This is a genomic window from Candidatus Arsenophonus triatominarum (assembly GCF_001640365.1).
Lineage (GTDB): Bacteria > Pseudomonadota > Gammaproteobacteria > Enterobacterales > Enterobacteriaceae > Arsenophonus > Arsenophonus triatominarum.
Genome location: NZ_LWMI01000014.1, coordinates 108778 through 128806 on the forward strand (window position 1 = coordinate 108778; position 20029 = coordinate 128806).

At 36.4% G+C, this 20029-nt stretch carries 16 protein-coding genes, 8 pseudogenes and 1 riboswitch; of the genes and pseudogenes, 21 read left to right on the forward strand and 3 right to left on the reverse strand.

Translation table 11 applies throughout. The features are described from left to right. Positions 1-224: 224 nt before the first annotated feature. The 10 genes and pseudogenes from AYJ55_RS13045 to lplA all read left to right on the forward strand — a co-directional run. Positions 225-464: pseudogene (locus AYJ55_RS13045) on the forward strand (transposase); the annotation flags it as partial. Positions 465-728: 264 nt separating this feature from the next. Further along, positions 729-1874: a UDP-4-amino-4-deoxy-L-arabinose aminotransferase gene (gene arnB / locus AYJ55_RS13050; RefSeq protein WP_063656836.1), complete on the forward strand. Its 1146-nt coding sequence runs from the start codon at positions 729-731 to the stop codon at positions 1872-1874. Next, the gene (arnC, locus tag AYJ55_RS13055; RefSeq protein WP_063656838.1) at positions 1874-2866 is read left to right on the forward strand and encodes an undecaprenyl-phosphate 4-deoxy-4-formamido-L-arabinose transferase; all 993 of its coding nucleotides are present in this window, start codon (positions 1874-1876) and stop codon (positions 2864-2866) included. Before arnB ends, arnC begins: the two co-directional genes overlap by 1 nt. Next, positions 2866-4848, forward strand: coding sequence for a bifunctional UDP-4-amino-4-deoxy-L-arabinose formyltransferase/UDP-glucuronic acid oxidase ArnA (gene arnA, locus AYJ55_RS13060; protein WP_063656840.1), 1983 nt, complete (start codon positions 2866-2868; stop codon positions 4846-4848). The genes arnC and arnA overlap by 1 nt, the downstream gene beginning before the upstream one ends. Beyond that, entirely contained in the window at positions 4848-5741 is an 894-nt protein-coding gene (gene arnD / locus AYJ55_RS13065) for a 4-deoxy-4-formamido-L-arabinose-phosphoundecaprenol deformylase (RefSeq protein WP_063656841.1), read from the forward strand. The genes arnA and arnD overlap by 1 nt, the downstream gene beginning before the upstream one ends. A 6-nt stretch (positions 5742-5747) precedes the next feature. Then, positions 5748-7412, forward strand: a complete 1665-nt coding sequence (gene arnT / locus AYJ55_RS13070; protein WP_063656843.1) for a lipid IV(A) 4-amino-4-deoxy-L-arabinosyltransferase — start codon at positions 5748-5750, stop codon at positions 7410-7412. Beyond that, positions 7409-7747 carry a 4-amino-4-deoxy-L-arabinose-phosphoundecaprenol flippase subunit ArnE gene (gene arnE, locus AYJ55_RS13075; protein ID WP_063656845.1) on the forward strand — a complete coding sequence of 113 codons (339 nt, stop codon included), beginning with the start codon at positions 7409-7411 and terminating at the stop codon, positions 7745-7747. Before arnT ends, arnE begins: the two co-directional genes overlap by 4 nt. Further along, complete coding sequence (arnF, locus tag AYJ55_RS13080; protein WP_063656847.1) at positions 7744-8136, forward strand: 4-amino-4-deoxy-L-arabinose-phosphoundecaprenol flippase subunit ArnF; 393 nt, start codon at positions 7744-7746, stop codon at positions 8134-8136. The genes arnE and arnF overlap by 4 nt, the downstream gene beginning before the upstream one ends. 135 nt (positions 8137-8271) lie before the next feature. Beyond that, positions 8272-8754 (forward strand): C40 family peptidase, encoded by a 483-nt coding sequence (locus AYJ55_RS13085; protein ID WP_063656849.1) that lies wholly within the window; start codon positions 8272-8274, stop codon positions 8752-8754. 71 nt (positions 8755-8825) lie between these two features. After that, positions 8826-9842 (forward strand): lipoate--protein ligase, encoded by a 1017-nt coding sequence (gene lplA, locus AYJ55_RS13090; RefSeq protein ID WP_063656851.1) that lies wholly within the window; start codon positions 8826-8828, stop codon positions 9840-9842. Positions 9843-9959: 117 nt separating this feature from the next. Here lplA and AYJ55_RS33205 read toward each other — a convergent pair. After that, a pseudogene (locus tag AYJ55_RS33205) lies at positions 9960-10253 on the reverse strand (helix-turn-helix domain-containing protein); the annotation flags it as partial. A 37-nt stretch (positions 10254-10290) separates the two neighbouring features. On the opposite strand from AYJ55_RS33205, the gene AYJ55_RS26165 reads away from it, so the two are divergent. Both AYJ55_RS26165 and AYJ55_RS13100 read left to right on the forward strand, forming a co-directional pair. Then, entirely contained in the window at positions 10291-10656 is a 366-nt protein-coding gene (locus AYJ55_RS26165; protein WP_063653415.1) for an IS630 transposase-related protein, read from the forward strand. Then, entirely contained in the window at positions 10625-11113 is a 489-nt protein-coding gene (locus tag AYJ55_RS13100) for an IS630 family transposase (protein ID WP_063653499.1), read from the forward strand. The genes AYJ55_RS26165 and AYJ55_RS13100 overlap by 32 nt, the downstream gene beginning before the upstream one ends. A 138-nt stretch (positions 11114-11251) precedes the next feature. On the opposite strand, the gene AYJ55_RS13105 is transcribed toward AYJ55_RS13100, so the two are convergent. After that, complete coding sequence (locus AYJ55_RS13105; protein WP_063653812.1) at positions 11252-12151, reverse strand: transposase family protein; 900 nt, start codon at positions 12149-12151, stop codon at positions 11252-11254. A gap of 258 nt (positions 12152-12409) precedes the next feature. Here AYJ55_RS13105 and AYJ55_RS13110 point away from each other — a divergent pair. The 9 genes and pseudogenes from AYJ55_RS13110 to AYJ55_RS36055 all read left to right on the forward strand — a co-directional run. Beyond that, positions 12410-12585: pseudogene (locus AYJ55_RS13110) on the forward strand (helix-turn-helix domain-containing protein); the annotation flags it as partial. Positions 12586-12775: 190 nt separating this feature from the next. Next, a pseudogene (locus tag AYJ55_RS31965) lies at positions 12776-12952 on the forward strand (IS256 family transposase); the annotation flags it as partial. Positions 12953-13151: 199 nt separating this feature from the next. After that, positions 13152-14163, forward strand: a pseudogene (locus AYJ55_RS13120) (IS256 family transposase); the annotation flags it as partial. Between the two features lie 624 nt (positions 14164-14787). Further along, positions 14788-15756, forward strand: coding sequence for a PTS mannose transporter subunit IIAB (gene manX, locus AYJ55_RS13125; RefSeq protein WP_063656854.1), 969 nt, complete (start codon positions 14788-14790; stop codon positions 15754-15756). Positions 15757-15829: 73 nt separating this feature from the next. Further along, complete coding sequence (locus AYJ55_RS13130) at positions 15830-16630, forward strand: PTS mannose/fructose/sorbose transporter subunit IIC (protein WP_063656856.1); 801 nt, start codon at positions 15830-15832, stop codon at positions 16628-16630. Between the two features lie 15 nt (positions 16631-16645). Then, the gene (locus AYJ55_RS13135; protein WP_063656858.1) at positions 16646-17503 is read left to right on the forward strand and encodes a PTS mannose transporter subunit IID; all 858 of its coding nucleotides are present in this window, start codon (positions 16646-16648) and stop codon (positions 17501-17503) included. Positions 17504-17600: 97 nt separating this feature from the next. After that, a complete protein-coding gene (locus AYJ55_RS13140; protein ID WP_425393800.1) occupies positions 17601-18053 on the forward strand; it encodes a DUF986 family protein in 453 nt (150 codons plus the stop codon). A gap of 139 nt (positions 18054-18192) precedes the next feature. Beyond that, positions 18193-18345: riboswitch (yybP-ykoY riboswitch) on the forward strand. Positions 18346-18392: 47 nt separating this feature from the next. Beyond that, a pseudogene (locus AYJ55_RS36050) lies at positions 18393-18659 on the forward strand (manganese efflux pump); the annotation flags it as partial. A gap of 67 nt (positions 18660-18726) precedes the next feature. Then, positions 18727-18958: pseudogene (locus AYJ55_RS36055) on the forward strand (manganese efflux pump); the annotation flags it as partial. 327 nt (positions 18959-19285) lie between these two features. On the opposite strand, the pseudogene AYJ55_RS26170 reads toward AYJ55_RS36055, so the two are convergent. Then, positions 19286-19757: pseudogene (locus AYJ55_RS26170) on the reverse strand (integrase core domain-containing protein); the annotation flags it as partial. Positions 19758-20029 lie beyond the last annotated feature (272 nt).

Genomic DNA, 20029 nt, shown 5'->3' on the forward strand with positions numbered 1-20029 from the left:
CCGAAAACAATGGGAATTAACCTTATAACGAATATCAAGCACGAGTTTCGCACAGGCATATAAAATTCCAGAAATGGCTTAAAAGCAATGGTTAATTTGCAAGTTACTAAAACGTATAAATTTGTTTAAATTACAATAAGTTGCTTTTAATTTATAAGATTTTTTCTATTTATATATTATGCTGAATTAAACTTAAAAATAGAGCGTTTTTTTATTGGTGCGAAACTCGTGTCAAGAAGAAAATGAAGCCTGTTGAACAGACTTGTTTCGACAAAGTCATCTTGCGTCATCGTTCTGTCATTGAAACGGTATTTGATGAGTTAAAAAATCTTTGTCAGATAGCGCATACGCGGCACCGCTCTCCTGCTAACTTTGTAGTGAATTTATTAGCAGGGCTGGTTGCATATTGTTTAATTCCATCTAAACCAAAGATACCGGTGGCAGGAACATATCTTCAAGCATAATTGATAATGCTTATCCCGAACTCAGGTTATTCTTATTTACTCACTTTCTTATTGGTAAGAGATTATTAGGGGTTTTATTTTGTTTTTTAATTTACTTAACTAATATGAAATTCTCTTTAGCCAAGTATATTTAACAAATTAATCCGTTCTGATTAGTTCGATTGGAAAGTTATTGTCATGTTGATGTGTAGTTAAGCTATTTTATGATATTATAGACAACTGACTCTAAAAAAATATCAGATGAATTGTTAGTAGGTTAATCTCATGAATGATTTTCTTCCTTTTTCTCGCCCAGCAATAGGTGACGAAGAGATCAGGGCGGTAGAAAATGTATTACGTTCTGGTTGGATCACCACAGGGCCGCAAAATCATCAACTCGAAGAAGACTTTCGCCATAAATTTGGTTGTCGGCATGCAATTGCTTTTTGTTCGGCAACAGCGGGTATGCATATAACGCTTATGGCCTTAGGAATTGGTCCTAGAGATGAAGTTATTACCCCCTCATTAACATGGGTTTCAACCATTAATATGATCACCTTGTTAGGGGCACATCCAGTCATGATTGATGTAGATCGTGACACTTTAATGGTTCAGCCTGATGTCGTTGAGAAGGCGATTACCCTTAAGACAAAAGCGATTATTCCGGCACATTACGCCGGGGCGCCATGCGATCTTAATGCGTTACGTGAGATAGCACAAAGAAACAATATCGCATTGATCGAGGATGCGGCTCATGCCGTAGGTACTCAGTATCAAAGTGAATGGATTGGTCAACAGGGCACCGCCATTTTTTCATTTCATGCTATTAAAAATATCACTTGCGCCGAGGGTGGCTTAGTCGCTACCGATGATGATGCCTTGGCCACACGTCTGCGATGTTTAAAATTTCATGGTTTTTGTGTGGATGCCTTCGATCGACAAATACAGGGTCGTAAACCACAGGCAGAGGTTGTTGAACCTGGGTTTAAATATAATCTTTCTGATATTCATGCGGCAATTGCTGTTGTTCAATTGACAAAGTTAACACAGATAAATAAACGTCGTGCAGAGCTTGTTGCTTATTATCGACAGGCGCTTGCCAATCTGCCGTTAAAAATGTTGGATGTACCCGATTATCCCCATTTACATGCCAATCATCTGTTTATGGTTCGAGTCGATAAAGCTGTCTGTGGCATTGACCGTGATAGTTTTATGGAGCGCTTAAAAGAGAAGAATATTGGTACTGGTCTACATTTCCGAGCGGCTCATACGCAAAAATATTATAGAGAACATTATCCATCGCTTTCTCTACCTAATTCTGAATGGAACTCGAAGACCTTATGTTCATTGCCACTATTCCCTGACATGCATGCTCAAGATGTTGATCGCGTTGTTGCTGCTATTAATGAAATTTTTTCGGAGCCGAGATAGTGTCTTTTCAAAATGATTTTGAAGAAATAAAAAAAGTTTCTATCGTTATCCCTATTTATAACGAAGAGCAAAGCTTACCCCAGTTATTGGAAAGAACATTGGCTGCTTGTCAGAGATTGAAACAGCCATATGAATTAATTTTAGTTGATGATGGTAGTGCTGATAATTCAGCTAGATTGCTGATGGATGCTGCTGAAAATCTGGCAAATCACGTTATCGCAGTGATTTTAAATCGTAACTATGGTCAACATTCTGCCATTATGGCTGGTTTTAAACAGGCAACCGGTGATCTTGTGATAACCTTAGATGCTGATTTACAAAACCCGCCTGAAGAAATTCCACATCTGGTACAGGTAGCGGAAGAAGGCTATGACGTAGTCGGTACCAGACGGATGAATCGGCAAGATTCTTGGTTTCGTAAAACAGCGTCAAAAATCATTAATGCCATGATCACCAAAGCAACTGGGCGCACCATGGGCGATTATGGCTGCATGTTGCGTGCTTATCGGCGTAATATTATTAATGCGATGCTACAGTGTCATGAACGCAGTACATTTATTCCCATTTTAGCAAATACGTTTGCTAAAAGAACGATCGAAATTGATGTTGCCCATGCAGAACGTGAGTTTGGTGATTCAAAATATAGCTTGATGAAGTTAGTCAATTTAATGTTTGATTTACTCACTTGTTTAACTACTACCCCGTTACGTTTGTTGAGTGTTGTTGGTAGTTTTATTGCGGCAAGTGGATTTTTATTGGCGGTTCTGTTAATTATTTTGCGCCTTATTTTTGGTGCAATGTGGGCTGCAGAGGGTGTTTTTACGCTGTTTGCTATTCTATTCATATTTATTGGCGCGCAATTTATTGCCATGGGACTACTCGGTGAATATATTGGCAGAATGTACAATGATGTTCGTGCCCGACCCCGTTACTTTATTCAAAAGATAGTTGGTGTTCATCTAGATACTGACGAAAATCAGGAAAAAAAATAATGAAAGCTATTGTTTTTGCTTACCATGATATTGGTTGTGTGGGATTAAAGGCGCTACAGAAGGCGGGCTTTGAAATTCAGGCTGTTTTTACACATACAGATGATCCTAAAGAGAATCATTTCTTTTCCTCAGCTGCGCGTTTGGGGGTTGAGATGGGCTTATCTGTATTTGCGCCAGAAAATGTCAATCATTCACTTTGGATTGAGCGTATTGAGAAAATGCAACCGGATGTTATTTTCTCTTTTTACTATCGCCACATGCTTAGTCAAGAGTTATTGGCGTTAGCCCCTAAAGGTGCTTTTAACTTGCATGGTTCTTTATTGCCTAAATATCGTGGTCGTGTGCCGATTAATTGGGCTATTTTGCATGGTGAAACAGAAACGGGTGTCACATTACATAAGATGATAGCCAAGGCGGATGCGGGTGATATTGTTGCACAGAAAAAAATCTCCATTGATGCAACAGATACCGCATTAGTGTTACATAAGAAAATTCGTCAGGCGGCTGAACAGCTTTTGGCTGATACATTACCCTTAATTAAAATGGGTGATTATTCAGCAACGCCACAAGATGAAAGTAAGGCAACCTATTTTGGCCGTCGTAGCGCTGAAGATGGTTTAATTGATTGGTCTAAATCTGCTAACGAAGTGAATAACTTAGTACGAGCGGTAACCGAGCCATATCCAGGTGCATTTACTTATTTAGCTGAAAGTAAAATGATTGTCTGGCGTGCCCGTGTGCTAGAAAAATCACACGATAAATTACCGGGTACAATCATTTCTACTGAACCATTGCAAATAGCTTGTGGTCAAGGTGTGCTTGAAATTCTGACCGGGCAGAGTGGAGCTGGATTATACGTTGAAGGATCGCGTTTAGCGGCTGAAATGGGAATTGTGAATGACGTGCGTGTTGGTGCTAAACCGACGACCCAGGTAAAACGGCGTAAGCGTGTTTTGATCTTGGGTGTAAATGGTTTTATTGGTAATCACTTAACCGAACGTTTATTAGCAGATGGTCACTATGATATCTATGGCTTGGATATTAGTTCTTCTGCTGTTGCACGTTTTATTAATGATCAGCGTTTTCATTTTGTTGAAGGCGATATCAGTATTCATACTGAGTGGATTGAATATCATATTAAAAAATGTGACATCATTTTACCACTGGTTGCTATTGCAACACCGATTGAATATACCCGCAATCCATTAAAAGTTTTTGAGTTAGATTTTGAAGAAAACTTAAAGATAGTGCGTTATTGTGTAAAATATAATAAACGTATTATTTTCCCATCAACTTCTGAAGTTTACGGGATGTGTGATGATAAAGAATTTGATGAAGATACTTCTCGTTTAATTGTCGGGCCAATTAACAAACAGCGTTGGATTTATTCTGTTTCTAAACAGCTATTAGATCGCGTTATTTGGGCATATGGTGTTAAAGAAGGGTTGAAATTCACTCTATTTAGACCGTTTAATTGGATGGGCCCACGTCTCGATAGTTTACATTCTGCCCGTATTGGTAGCTCGCGAGCGATTACCCAACTAATTTTAAATTTGGTAGAAGGTTCACCGATAAAATTAGTGGATGGCGGCGCTCAAAAGCGTTGTTTCACCGATATTAAAGATGGTATTGAAGCATTATTTCGTATTATTGAAAATAAAGATGAAAAATGCGATGGTCAAATTATTAATATTGGTAATCCAACCAATGAAGCAAGCATTGCTCAATTAGCTGATATGCTACTTGACAGTTTTGAAAAACATCCGTTACGTAAACACTTTCCTCCATTTGCTGGTCTTAAAAAGATTGAAAGTAGTAGTTATTATGGTAAAGGATATCAAGATGTTGAGCACCGTAGACCGAGTATTGAAAATGCGCGGCGCTTGCTCGATTGGGAGCCAACTGTTGATATGAAACAGACTATTGATGAAACTTTAGATTTCTTTTTGCAATCTGCGACGGAAGAATTAGGTAAAAAATAATGAAGAAAATTGGCTTAAGAATTGATGTGGATACCTATCAAGGTACCAAGGAAGGTGTGCCACAGTTACTTAAAGTGCTCGCTAAATATCAAATTCGAGCCAGTTTTTTTTTCAGTGTCGGTCCAGATAACATGGGGCGTCATTTATGGCGCCTGTTTCGACCTAAATTTTTATGGAAAATATTAAGATCGAATGCGACATCACTCTATGGTTGGGATATTTTATTAGCCGGTACAGCCTGGTCAGGTAAAAAAATAGCCAATGATCTAGGTTACTTAATGAAACAAACATTGGATGCAGGTCATGAAGTTGGGCTACATGCATGGGATCATCAAGGCTGGCAAGCTAATGTAGGTAAATGGCCAAGAACCAAATTAGTCGAACAAATTAAATTAGGCGTGGATGTGCTTGAAGCCGCAACGGGCGCTACCGTGAAATGTTCAGCTGTGGCTGGTTGGCGGGCCGATGAACGCGTATTAACGGCGAAAGAAAATTTTAAATTTGACTATAATAGTGATTGCCGTGGTACCCATCCTTTTCGTCCTATTTTAGCGGATGGTTCGATTGGTACTGTACAAATTCCAGTAACACTACCGACTTATGATGAAGTTGTTGGCACTTTGGTTAAAGATGAAAACTTTAATGATTTTATTATTAACGCGATGCAGGAAGATGCAGGAACGCCTGTTTATACTATTCATACTGAAGTAGAAGGTATGTCTAAATCGATGCAATTTGACAGCTTACTAGCGAGAATGATTGCAGAACAAATGGTGTTTTGTCCGTTGCGTGAATTAATACCAAATGATATTGATTCTTTACCACACGGAAAAATTATTCGTTCATCTTTTCCAGGTCGTGAGGGTTGGCTAGGGTGTCAACACGAGGTATAGCGCTTGATGTTAACTAAACAGTTACAAAAAACAGGTGCTTTTTTATTAGCACTTTTTTTTATTTTTACCTATTTAGTACCGTTAAATGGCCGACTGCTGTGGCAGCCAGATGAAACGCGTTATGCAGAAATTAGCCGAGAAATGTTGCAAAAAGGTGATTGGATTGTGCCTTACTTGCTTAATATTCGCTATTTTGAAAAACCAGTGGCCGGATATTGGATAAATAATATCAGTCAAATGATATTTGGTGATACCAATTTTGCTGTTCGTTTTGGTGCTGTGTTTGCAACTATGATCAGCGCTGGCTTAATTTACTGGTTAGCGATGGTAATGTGGCGTAATCGAAATGTCGCGTTTGTTGCTACTTTGATGTATGTTTCGATGTTTTTGGTTTTTTCGGTTGGCACCTATAGCGTACTCGATTCGATGCTTACCATGTGGCTTATTGCTTGTATGCTATGTTGTTTTTGGTTATTAAAAGCATCAACGGTTGCTTCAAAGTTACTTGCCTGGGCAGTTATGGGGCTTGCCTGTGGTATGGCATTTATGACCAAGGGTTTTTTAGCCTTAGTTATCCCGGTTATCGTCATGCTGCCAATTATGCTGTATCAAAAACGTTTTACTGAGATGCTCAAATTTGGTGGCATAGCCATAATCAGTGCGGCATTAATAAGCCTTCCTTGGGCATTTGCTGTCAATAAATATGAACCGGATTATTGGCATTACTTTTTCTGGGTAGAACATATTCAGCGCTTCTCATCAGAGGATGCCCAACATAAAGCGCCTTTTTGGTTTTATATTCCAATTATTTTACTTGGTGTAATACCCTGGTTAGGGCTTTTACCTGGTACATTATTAAAAAGTTGGCAGGAACGAAAAATCAAACCGGAGATGTTTTTTCTGCTTTGTTGGTTTGTTGTCCCTTTTGTATTTTTTAGTATCGCTAAGGGTAAATTACTTACTTATATGTTGCCAGTGATGGCACCGCTTGCATTAATGATGGCAAAATATGCGGTTGATTGTGTTAAAAATCGCAATTTGGCGGCCATTAAATTTAACGGTTTTACCAATCTCGCTTTTGCCATATTGGCAATTATTACTTTGATTATTATGGGGTTATTTGTTGAGCATCCTCTATATACCCCATTGGAGTGGCCAAAACTGGCATTAGGTATAACGGTTTTTTGCATTTGGCTGATTATTGGCTATTTTAGTCTGATATCCAATGCCAAGTATTGGCTGTGGGGCGCGGCATGTTCTTTAGCATTGAGCTTATCAATAAGTTATGCTTTACCGCAAGACACTATTGATTCTAAGTTACCGCAGCAATTAATTCGGCAAAATATATCTTTGTTGGAAGAAAGTAAGTTTGTGCTAGCGGATAATGTTGGATTAGGCACAGCTTTGGCATGGGAATTACATCAAGGTGATATTTATTTATATGAAAGATCAGGTGAATTAAGATACGGCTTAAATTATCCCGATAGCCAATTTCGCTTAATCAAACAAAGAAATTTTGCTAAATGGCTTAGCTTGTCACGGAAAGAAGGACAAATTTCAGTGGTTCTTTTATTACGTAGAAATGAAGGGCTGCCTGATGATATTCCTAAGCCTGATCATGTAGTTCGCAATACAAGAATGGCAATAATGACCTATTATCAGCAACCATGACATATTTTTTCTTATTGATAATTGTTAGCCTGTTAACTTGCATTGGACAGGTTTGCCAAAAGCAAGCGGTGATATATTGGCAAAGTGGTTTGCCGACAAAAAATAGTTTAGCCATTAAATGGCTACTAACAGCGATTATTTTGCTCGCGTTAGGCATGCTATTTTGGCTTAAATTACTACAAATTTTACCGCTTAGTATTGCTTATCCTATGTTAAGTATTAACTTTGTCATCGTTACACTGATTGGACAATTTATTTATCAAGAGAAGATCAGCATCAAACATTGGATCGGCGTATTTATTATCATGTTGGGTATTGTTTTATTAAATATATGAAAGGTTACTTTTGGGGTATCGGTAGTGTAATACTGATCACTTTAGCTCAGCTTTGTTTAAAAGCTGGAGTAATTATATTACCTGAGTTTAAATTGAATCATCAGTGGATGGATGTTAATTGGTTATTTGAAAATTTGCTGGCGTTTAGGCTGATTTTTATCGGTTTAATTGGCTATGTGCTTTCGATGGTTTGCTGGCTATTTGCATTGAGGTTTTTAGCATTAAGTAAAGCTTACCCACTGATTAGTTTAAGCTATGTGCTAGTTTATTTATTCGCAGTTACTTTGCCTTGGTTTAATGAATCGGCGACATTGATTAAATTTGTCGGAGTAGTATTTATTTTGCTTGGTATTTGGATTATTTCTCAGCCTGAAGTAACGAGAATATAAAGCTAAAAAACTGGGCAGAATATTTATTTTTATAGCCAGTGTATTGCTTAAAAATAGCGATTACCGAAAACTTGTTTTTTATAAAACAATGATTAAAGTCTATTTAATTATCCTATTAAGCGATAAAGGTGCTTTATGCTAATAAGAATTAAACACCTGCTTTTTTTATTTTACCTTACTTTAATTAGCTGCTCTTCTTCAGTAAACAGAACAGCTCCGCCGTTAAAAAGCCAACTTTCTGATCCTATTATGACCATCGCTCAACTTAAAGAGCAACTATTACAATGGTATGGTACACCATATCGTTATGGTGGTTTAGCATCAAGTGGAATTGATTGTTCAGGCTTTGTTTATCGAACTTTTAGTGATCGTTTTGCCATTCAATTACCGCGCACGACAATAGCTCAAACCACTTATGGCACCCGTATTAATATTAAGGATCTTATGCCGGGCGATTTGGTTTTTTTTAAAACCGGCTCAGGTGAAAATGGTCTACATGTTGGTATTTATGATACGGATAATACTTTTATTCATGCCTCAACTAGCAAAGGTGTTATTCGCTCTTCGTTAAACAATATATACTGGCGCAAGGTTTTCTGGCAGGCACGCCGTATTTAAATGTCATTTTTAGTTATAATAACTTTTTGGTCTTTGCTATAATAAAATGAATATAGGCTGGCAAAATTCTTATGGCTTCAATACGTCTTCTTATTTCTGAATCATTTGATCCCTGGTTTAATTTAGCTGTTGAAGAGGCTATTTTTCGCCAAATGTCAGTCAAGCAGCGGGTTATGTTTCTTTGGCGCAATAATAATACTGTCGTTATTGGTCGGGCGCAAAATCCATGGAAAGAGTGTAATACTCGCAAAATGGCCCAAGATGGAGTCAAATTAGCTCGCCGCCGCAGTGGTGGTGGTGCGGTTTTTCATGATTTGGGAAACACCTGTTTTACCTTTATGGCGGGTAAACCAGCCTATGATAAAACTATTTCAACACAAATTATTATTGCAGGACTAGCTGAGGTTGGGATAAAGGCTCAAGTTTCAGGTCGAAATGATTTAGTTGTTCATTCCGCCCATGGTGAGCGTAAAATTTCCGGATCAGCTTATTTTGAAACACACGATCGCGGTTTTCATCATGGCACTTTACTTATTAATACAGATTTAAACCGTTTAGCCAGTTATTTAAATCCAGATCCGAAGAAATTAATTAGTAAAGGTATTACCTCCGTACGTTCTAGGGTAATGAATTTAGCTGAAATTGATGTTCAGATTAGTCATCAGGCAATTTGTAACGCTTTAGTAAACAATTTTTTTAACTATTATGGTGAGGTTGTGAAGGCAGAAATAATTTCACCAACTAATTTGCCTGATTTACCCTGTTTTATTGACATTTATGCTGAACAATCTAGCTGGGAGTGGAATTTTGGTCACGCGCCAGCTTTTAGTCATATACTTGAAACCCGATTTGCCTGGGGTGGTGTTGAACTTCATTTTGATATTGATAAAGGAAACATTTCAATTAGCAAAATTTATACGGATAGTTTAGATCCATCGCCATTAGAGCTTTTTAGTCAAAAGTTGATTGGTAAAAAATACCAACCAGCGACAATTAAGCAATTAGTCGCTGAGATCCAGTTTCAATATCCAAATTTTCATCAGCAGCTTATACAATTCGAAAATTGGTTAGTCAATGAAATAGCATGAATCAAATTAATGGTTGTTAATTATTAGCATCCATTGCTGGAAAGAGATATATTCAGCATAATTTTATTGTAAACAGCAGTAAAGCCAGCATTTAGACTGGCATATAATAACTAAAGTCTAAAAATTAATAATTCTAGATTGGTCCATAAATTGATTAAAGTCGGATAACTGCCCATTTTGGCGAAATTTAGCCGGTGTAGTATTAAAATGTTTTTTAAAAATGCGGGTAAAAATTGTTTGGAAACTAAAACCGTATTGTAGGGCTATATCTCCAAAATAGAAAATTCATCTTCACGTAATAACCTGGCTGCTTCCAGTAATCGACGTTTACGAACATATTCACCTAAAGTGCAACCTTTTAATTGTTTAAAGATCCGTTGTAAATGCCATTTTAGAATAACCACTTTTATTATAGCTAGGCGACTTAATTTTGATTACAAGGTGTGTTATGAGTTATACAATTGATTTTCGACGTAAAGTAATATCTGTAAGGAAAGCCGAAGGTTTAACAATTCGAGAAACTGCGAAACAATTCCGTATTGGAAAAGCGTCTTTAGTACGTTGGCTTAAACGACCAGAGCCAAAAAATTCAACGCCACGTAAGAGGAAGCTCGATAAAAATGCTTTAGCAAAAGATGTGGAACAGTATCCAGATGCTTACCAAAAGGAACGGGCAGAGCGATTCGGTGTTTGTAAAAAGACTATTTGGCAATCCCTTAAAAAGCTGGGATTAACCTATAAAAAAAACTCTATTCCATCCAAAAACCAACGAAAGCGACAGGCTGGCACATCAGCAAAAAAGACAACAGTATGAAAAAAAAGATAAATCTGTTGTTTTTATTGATGAAAGTGGTTTTTCACATGACACTCCACGAACTCACGGCTATTCCCCAAAAGGTCACCGTTGTTTTGGCCTGAAAAACTGGGGTGCTAAGGGAAGAACAAATGTTATTGGCGCTTTATTGGGAACAACCCTTTTTGCTATCGGATTATTTGATTGCAATATTAACCGTGATGTTTTTTATGTTTGGATCACAAAAATATTGCTCCCAGAACTTCCTGAAAATTCTGTTATTTTTATGGACAACGCTAGCTTTCACAAAGGTAAGAATATTGAACAGGCAATTATAAACGCAGGACACCAGATAGAATATTTGCCTGTGTATTCACCAGATTTAAATCCTATAGAACATAAATGGTCTCAAGCTAAACGTAAAAAGATGGAAACAGGATGCACTATCGATGACCTGTTTTTAATACATATGCTGTAATCAAAATTAAGTCGCCTAGCTATAGCAATGGTATCAATCTTAATGCCTTCATTTCGTTGTAATTGGCTTTCTAACCAATTAACAATAAGCGTGTTGCTTAATAGTGAAATAAGGGTATTTCGGTGATTGAAGTAAATTTTAGGCTGTTCTGAGATGGAAATTCCAAAGACCGGCACTAAGGAGTAAAAAGGTATCATCAATAAAGGGTCTACGATTCCGTAAAATTTGGGTCATACAACCGAGGCGCTTGATACCCGCGATGGCGTGTTCAACCGTAATACGGATGCCCGAGATTATTTTATTTTCTTGTTTTTGTTCAGGCGATAAAGGTCTTTTTCGAGTTCCTTTTTTTGGGATTTGTGTATTAGGATGCTGTTTATCTATACCTTGAAAACCGGTATCGGCCCAGATGGTTACCTCAGGGGGAATATGGCGAATTATATCGACTTTATCGAGTAAGCGTTTATCGTGACGGCGCCCATTTTTGATCATGGGGATAAATCCAATTTTCCTCGTTTCGTCAGTCATAATAAGCCCTTTTCGAGTGGTCTGTCTTTTCTTTCCCGAATACATTTTTTTTCGCCGACGCAGATTCTTAGGCTTTTGGACAGGTCGCTCTGTCCCATCAATAAAGACGTCTTTAACTCCAGGAAAGGCGCGAAAAAATTCCTCAGCAGAGCGAATTTGACGAGCGGGCAAAACACATTCTCGCCCCAAGGTCATCTCTAAAACCGGCAATAATATTTTTACCCAGCGACATACCCGTGTTCTATCTAAACCAAAAAGAAGTCCTTGCAAATCATAGGTCGGATAACATTTTAAATACAATAAAATAAAAAGCAGTTTATCTAATGGGGTTGGGATAAATCCTTTCTGCCCTGCACCCATCTGCCGCTCGTGATCTTTTCGATTCTTTTTCCGATAAATCAAATAACAAGCTGAAAATTCAGCGGCTAAATTTTTCAATTCTTCGACTGATAATCCAATGATTGCTTTACATAAACGATTATCTCGTAACAACCGCTCTTTGTTGATCATTTCAAACCGTTATTTTCTAAGTTAAACCTCTTTTTATTGTCTATAGCGTGACAAAAAATGCAACTCTCTATTCAGCAACTATTTTAATATCATTGATTACATTTTCCGACATGTTCACCTTCCACAATCAGTGGGTAAATAGCCTAACTGTAAAGAATTATTTGTATTAGTCTTAACTTAATCTGACAATTCTGATTTAAAAAAGAGCGTTACCGGTTTTAATTAACATCATTAGATAATTAAATAAAAGGTAATTCTATGTATCAAACAAATAATCCTATCATCAAACATAAAATCGGGTTACTTAACCTCGCTGAAGAGCTTAATAACGTCTCAAAAGCCTGTAAGATTAGGGAGTATCCCGAGATACGTTTTATCGCTACCAGGAACTTGTTAACGATGGTGGGATAGACGCTTTAATTCACGAGTTTCGCACAGGCATATAAAATTCCAGAAATGGCTTAAAAGCAATGGTTAATTTGCAAGTTACTAAAAAGTATAAATTTGTTTAAATTACAATAAGTTGCTTTTAATTTATAAGATTTTGTCTATTTATATATTATGCTGTGGTAGTGTTCAAAAATCTGTGTCATATCTTAAACTCAAAAAAAGAGGTATGACAATATGAGAAATCAATCATTTAATTTTGATGAAGCGTTGAAGCAATTACAATCAGGTAAAAAATTACTCGGTACGGATGGAATACTCACACCACTCATAAAACAGCTGACCGAAGCTGCCCTGCAGGCAGAAATAGAACACTACCTATCGACAACGTCAATCGATACGCGTAAAAATGGCTATACCACGAGTTTCGCACAGGCATATAAAATTCCAGAAATGGCTAAAAGCAATGGTTAATTTGCAAGTTACTAAAACGTATAAATTTGTTTAAATTATAATAAGTTGCTTTTAATTTATAAGATTTTGTCTATTTATATATTATGCTGAATTAAACTTAAAAATAGAGTGTTTTTTTATTGGTGCGAAACTCGTGTATACTCGAAAAATGGTTAAATCGACATCAGGTCAATTTGAACTGAAAACGCCCAGAGACAGGTCAAGTGCTTTTGAGCCTCAGCTCATTAAGAAAAATCAGACACAATTATCAGAGGATATTGATAACAAAATCCTATCGTTATTTGCATTAGGCATGAGTTATCGTGATATTCAAAAACATGTTGCAGAATTATATGGACTGGAAATATCAGATGGAGCTATTACGCATATTACTGACAAATTACTCCCTGAATTAAAAGTCAGGCAATAATGCCCTCTGGAGGCGCTCTATCCTTTTGTCTGGCTCGATGCCATTCATTACAAGATAAAACATGATGGTCACTATATCAATAAGGCAATCTACACAGTACTTGGACTAACCACCGATGGGCATAAGGAATGGTTAGGACTCTATATGTCTGAAACAGAAGGAGCACATCATTGGCTGAGCGTTCTGACTTACATAACCGTGGTATACAAGATATTTTAATCGCTTGTGTTGACGGATTAAAAGGGTTTCCAGAAGCGATAGCCAGTATTTTCCCGCAGACAGTCAGCTATGCGTAGTTCATCAAATTCGCAATAGCTTACGTTATATTGCCAGTAAAGACCAAAAAGCCTTTATGGCTAAGCCGGTTTATCGTGCAGATACTAAAGCGGCTGCTGAGCTTGCCCTTGATGAACTGGAAACGAAATGGGGTGAAAAATACCCGATAGTGCTAGAATCCTGGCGAAGTAAATGGGAGTTGCTCAGTGCTTATTTTCGATACCCTAAAGCCATTAGAAAACCCATTTATACGACCAATGCAGTAGAGGCGGTTCATCGGCAGTTTAGGAAATTAACTAAAACCAAAGGGGCTTTTTCTAATGAAAACAGCTTATTAAAATTACTCTATATTGGCATCAATCAGGTATCCAACAAATGGACTATGCCGATTAGTAACTGGGCGTTAACCATTGGTCAATTGTCCATCTATTTTAAAGGGCGCCTAGATGGTATAATCAAAATATAAAATCCCCTGACACAGAATTATGAATACCCTCCCTTTCCATAGAAAGGGTTATTTTTATTTATTACACATTTTCATATCCAATTAGTTAAAAATCTTCCCTGTATTAAAGTACAGTTTATATCTATAGAATTACAAATTAAATTCTATTATTCACGAGTTTCGCACCAATAAAAAAACGCTCTATTTTTAAGTTTAATTCAGCATAATATATAAATAGACAAAATCTTATAAATTAAAAGCAACTTATTGTAATTTAAACAAATTTATACGTTTTAGTAACTTGCAAATTAACCATTGCTTTTAAGCCATTTCTGGAATTTTATATGCCTGTGCGAAACTCGTGTTATTATTTCATACAAGATAATAACAACTATAGCAAAATCAACTTGCTTGATAAAATTTATCTTTCTCTAAATATATTATATGTATTTTAAATTTTTTGATCAGTGGCATATTTTTTCTTATATTTAAATGATAATCTATAAACTAATTAATTAGTTTCAATAATGGTTAATGCTTTATAACATGAAAAACTATTCATATTAGTGATTATTTGATTGTATTCATCCGTCAACGGAGAGTACACTCTTTATTATTTAACCTACTTCTTAAGGGGGAAAAGTAGTGAGTGTAGCTATTATAATTAGCACTCATGGTATTGCTGCAAAACAGTTGCTCATGACCGCTGAAATGTTGATTGGCGAACAACAAAATATCGCTTATATCGATTTTGTTCCAGGTGAAAACTCTGATACATTAATTGAAAAATATAATCAAAAGCTTAATGAGCTCGAGGTTACTCAAGGTGTGTTATTTTTAGTAGATATGTGGGGAGGCAGTCCATTTAACGCCGCTAGTCGAATTATCGAAAGTAAAGATAAAGACAAATATGATATAGTTACCGGAGTTAACGTCCCCATGTTAGTTGCTACGTTGCTATCCCGTGATGATGATCCTACTTTTAGTGAATTAGTCAACACTGCTATTGAAACCGGTCGCAGCGAAATTAAAGCACTCAATAGTCAGCAGACTAGCAATAAACCGCAAAATTCACCGATGCCAACTCCCCCTCCAAAGGTAACGAATTCAGCTACACAAGGCCATATGTTTATTGCCCTTGCACGAATTGATGATCGTTTAATTCATGGTCAAGTGGCTACTCGCTGGACCAAAGAGACAAAAGTTAAACGTATTATCGTAGTCAGTAATGAAGTTGCTAAAGATCATGTTCGTTCAACCTTATTAAAACAAGTTGCGCCACCGGGTGTCACTGCGCATGTGGTCGACGTAGAAAAATGTATTCGTGTCTACAATAATCCTAAGTATGTCGGTGAACGCGTTATGCTGTTATTTACCAATCCAACAGACGTTTTACGCCTTGTGGAAGGCGGTGTCGAAATAAAGTCTGTTAATATTGGTGGCATGGCATACCGTGAGGGTAAAACACAGGTTAACAATGCAATCTCGATCGATAATGAGGATATTGATGCTTTCAATCAATTATCCAAACGAGGCATTGAACTTGAAGCGCGTAAAGTTTCTAGTGACAACAAACTGGATATGTTAGCTCTTATCAAAAAAGCAAAAAACTGAGTTTCCTTTTTTGGTTATCCATCCAAGACTTAAAAGTAGATTCACCAACGTTGTTGGTTACAGGAGATAAACAATGGAGCTTACCGTTGTTCAAATCATACTCGTTTTCCTTGTTGCCTGTATTGCAGGTATGGGTTCTGTGCTAGATGAATTCCAATTTCATCGTCCTTTAATTGCTTGTACACTAATTGGTCTTGTACTTGGTGATCTAAAAACAGGGATAATTATCGGCGGCACACTGGAAATGATTGCGCTCGGATGGATGAATATCGGTGCGGCCATGGCTCCCGATGCTGCCCTAGCCTCAATTATTTCTACCATTCTGGTTATTGCCGGCGGGCAAGATATTGGTACCGGTATTGCACTAGCAATTCCTTTAGCTGCCGCAGGACAAGTATTGACCGTTATTGTTCGGACAATCACTGTTGCATTCCAGCATGCATCTGATCGCGCTGCATTATCTGCTAATTTACGTGCATTAACCATAATTCATATCTCAGCTCTGTTATTACAGGCTATGCGTATTGCTATTCCTTCTTTAATTGTTGCTATCTCTGTAGGTACTTCAGAAGTCCAACACCTACTGGATTCAATTCCTGAGGTTGTCACTAAAGGGTTGAATATTGCTGGCGGTATGATCGTTGTTGTCGGTTACGCTATGGTAATCAATATGATGCGTGCAGGTTATCTAATGCCATTCTTCTACTTGGGCTTTGTCACTGCCGCATTTACCAATTTCAACCTAGTTGCACTAGGCGTGATTGGTATTGTGATGGCTATTCTCTATATTCAACTCAGTCCAAAATACAACCAATCACAAATTGCTGCTTTGCAAAATAACGGCAATAGTGATTTAGATAATGAATTAGATTAATTAAGGAATGGAATAATGGCAGATACAACTTCAGTAAACCAAACAAATCTAAAAAAGCTTACTGCTGGTGATATTCGCGGAGTTTTTTTACGTTCCAATCTTTTTCAAGGATCTTGGAACTTTGAACGTATGCAAGCCCTTGGCTTTTGTTTTTCAATGATCCCAGTGATCCGCCGTTTATACCCTGAAAACAGTGAAAAACGTAAACAAGCCATTAAACGCCATCTTGAGTTTTTTAATACTCATCCTTATGTTGCAGCGCCTGTTTTAGGTGTCACCATAGCGATGGAAGAGCTAATGGCTAATGGCGCGGATATCGATGATGGTGCAATTAATGGTATCAAAGTAGGTTTAATGGGCCCTTTAGCGGGCGTTGGTGACCCTATTTTTTGGGGCACAGTACGTCCAGTATTTGCGGCTCTAGGCGCCGGAATTGCAATGTCAGGTAGTCTACTAGGACCGCTACTATTTTTTATTTTGTTTAATTTAGTTCGCTTATTAACCCGTTATTACGGTGTCACCTATGGCTATAAAAGAGGGCTCGATATTGTTCATGACATGGGGGGTGGCTTTTTACAAAAAATGACCGAAGGTGCTTCTATCCTAGGGCTATTTGTCATGGGCGCATTAGTCAATAAGTGGACTAATGTTAATATCCCTTTAGTCGTATCAGAGATAAAAAATCCCAATACTGGTGAGGTGACAATTACCACCGTACAAACTATCCTCAATCAATTAATGCCTGGTTTAGTGCCATTATTACTAACCTTTGGTTGTATGTGGTTGTTGAGACGCAAGGTTAATCCACTATGGATTATCATTGGTTTCTTTATTCTAGGCATTGTTGGCTATTGGGCTGGATTTTTAGTCTAACAGACTCAATTTCTTAATTGTCAATTGCGGGAGGTTGCAACCTCCCGTTTTTAATTTTTCTTTACAGCAGATTAATAATCGATTGGAGTCTTTGCTTATGAATAATATTGTATTGACTGTCTTGATCCTACTAATGCTAACTTATGCTATCTATGAAGAATTGATTGTTAACTTATTAAATGGAAAAACAAAATTAAAAATAAAGTTAAGGCGTAAAAATAGAATCGATGCCGTTATTTTTATTATACTGATTGCGATTGTTATTTATCATAATATTATTCAACATGGTAGTCAGCTAACAACCTATTTATTAATGATTACAGTTATTATTGTTGTTTACTTAACATTCATTCGTTATCCTAAGCTTTATTTTAAAGATAAAGGTTTTTACTACAATAATGTCTATATATTGTACGAAAATATTAAAACAATTAATTTATCGAAAGATGGAATATTGATAGTCGGTTTAGCAAAAAGAAAAATTTATATTGCTGCTAAACAGTTTGATGATTTAGATAAAATTTACAATTTTATGATCAATAATAAATAAATATAAATAATATTGTTAATTATTCTTATATATTTAATCAATTAGAATTATTATTTTTATTAAAATTTAAATGATATTAATTTTATAAATTAATAAAAATTTAAATAATTGCCTTTTATTACTTTTATGATATATTTTGTTATAAGTCATTGGGGAGTAGCCTGTTCTAAATAAAATTGTCTATTAGCGATTAATTTAGAAATTTCATGTCAACATACTCGTTATGATCCATAACGTGGCATGAATACCTGACGAGGTTGGTGAGACCATAGACATATTTTTACTCTAGGTTGGAAGTAAAAATATGTCTATGGAAAACTTTCCAACTGAGACGATATAATGAACTTATACGCAACCCTAGCTTTACCTCTTGCATTATCGATAGATGCTTTTGCTGCATCTGTTTGCAAAAGTGCTAGCTTATTTAAGCCCTCTTTACGTGAAGCAATAAGAACTGGTTTTATTTTTGGTATTATTGAGGCCATCACACCCACCATTGGCTGGAGTTTGGGACTATTAGCCAGCCAATATATTATTAAGTGGGATCATTGGATAGCGTTTAGTCTATTATTCATGTTGGGTACCAAATGATATATCAAAGTTATCATCATGCAAAAAAACAATAGCAAACCTCAATCTATCCACTGTCACAATTATTTTACCCTTTATCACTACTGCCCTTAGCCAACCAGCTTGGATGCAATAGCTATTGGTGTCATCTGGCCTTTTTGCAAATTAATATCATCCATACAGCGATGACAATCGGACTAATGACCATGATTATGGCAACACTTGGAATATTATTAGGTCGTTATATTGGTCCATTATTAGGAAAAAAAGCCGAAATGATTGGCTGTGTTACGCTAATCATTATCGGATTTAGTATAGTTTATCAACATATTTAATTGATTAAATAATTAATTCACCTCTATGTTTTTAATGCTTTTTTAGGTTAAAAATGATAATAAACAGACACCAAACAATATTAATTGAAAATCTTTTAATGTGTAATATTTACTAACAAAATAGCTAACCATTTAATTGATTACATTATTTTAAAATAAAATATAGACTGATGATAATAATTTTTATTAATTACAAATGGCATTTTTTGCTTATCTATAAATATCAAAAATCATAAAATAGAACTTATAAATAAATCAATAAGTTGTGGTAGCTCAGACTTGATCTGACAGTTGCCGGTTATTTATACAGTACCTGTCAGGTTAAATTTAATTTAAATCTTTCTCTCTCCAAAGTTGTTTTCCATCGTGTAAAGTTGCCATAGGAGTTCGACCGCAACACATTTTTCCTTGATGAGTGCGTTGGTTATTATATTATTCCGCTAACCATTTATCTAAATCAGCTTGTAATTCATCTAAAGCCCTATAGATTTCTTACGAAAAGCCACATGATAGAACTCTTGTAATACAGTTTTATGAAAGCGTTCACAAATCCCATTAGTTTGAGGTGAACGAGCTTTAGTTTTTGTATGATCAATATCATTGATAGCGAGATAAAGTTGATAATCGTGATGTTCAACTTTACCACAATACTCACTGCCTCTGTCCGTCAGTATACGTAACACCGGTAACCCATGCTGGGAATAAAAGGGAGAACCTTGTCATTTAATAAATCTGCCGCCGTTATCGCGCTTTTTGTTGTGTAAAGCTTACAATGAACGACTTTACTGTAAGTATCAATCACGAGTTTCGCACCAATAAAAAACGCTCTATTTTTAAGTTTAATTCAGCATAATATATAAATAGACAAAATCTTATAAATTAAAAGCAACTTATTGTAATTTAAACAAATTTATACGTTTTAGTAACTTGCAAATTAACCATTGCTTTTAAGCCATTTCTGGAATTTTATATGCCTGTGCGAAACTCGTGTCAATGTAAGTTTGTTGATAAACACGACCAACGCCTTTTAAATGACCGACATAAAAAGTATCTTGTGAACCCAGATAACCT

What these genes read in the sequence shown, in the direction of transcription:
- AYJ55_RS13130 (WP_063656856.1), top strand. Translation starts at nt 15,830, where the DNA reads ATGGAGCTTACCGTTGTTCAAATCATACTCGTTTTCCTTGTTGCCTGT.
- AYJ55_RS13105 (WP_063653812.1), bottom strand. Translation starts at nt 12,151, where the DNA reads ATGATCAACAAAGAGCGGTTGTTACGAGATAATCGTTTATGTAAAGCA.
- arnB (WP_063656836.1), top strand. Translation starts at nt 729, where the DNA reads ATGAATGATTTTCTTCCTTTTTCTCGCCCAGCAATAGGTGACGAAGAG.
- AYJ55_RS13085 (WP_063656849.1), top strand. Translation starts at nt 8,272, where the DNA reads ATGCTAATAAGAATTAAACACCTGCTTTTTTTATTTTACCTTACTTTA.
- AYJ55_RS13135 (WP_063656858.1), top strand. Translation starts at nt 16,646, where the DNA reads ATGGCAGATACAACTTCAGTAAACCAAACAAATCTAAAAAAGCTTACT.
- arnF (WP_063656847.1), top strand. Translation starts at nt 7,744, where the DNA reads ATGAAAGGTTACTTTTGGGGTATCGGTAGTGTAATACTGATCACTTTA.
- AYJ55_RS26165 (WP_063653415.1), top strand. Translation starts at nt 10,291, where the DNA reads ATGAGTTATACAATTGATTTTCGACGTAAAGTAATATCTGTAAGGAAA.
- arnD (WP_063656841.1), top strand. Translation starts at nt 4,848, where the DNA reads ATGAAGAAAATTGGCTTAAGAATTGATGTGGATACCTATCAAGGTACC.
- lplA (WP_063656851.1), top strand. Translation starts at nt 8,826, where the DNA reads ATGGCTTCAATACGTCTTCTTATTTCTGAATCATTTGATCCCTGGTTT.
- AYJ55_RS13140 (WP_425393800.1), top strand. Translation starts at nt 17,601, where the DNA reads ATGAATAATATTGTATTGACTGTCTTGATCCTACTAATGCTAACTTAT.
- arnA (WP_063656840.1), top strand. Translation starts at nt 2,866, where the DNA reads ATGAAAGCTATTGTTTTTGCTTACCATGATATTGGTTGTGTGGGATTA.
- arnT (WP_063656843.1), top strand. Translation starts at nt 5,748, where the DNA reads ATGTTAACTAAACAGTTACAAAAAACAGGTGCTTTTTTATTAGCACTT.
- arnE (WP_063656845.1), top strand. Translation starts at nt 7,409, where the DNA reads ATGACATATTTTTTCTTATTGATAATTGTTAGCCTGTTAACTTGCATT.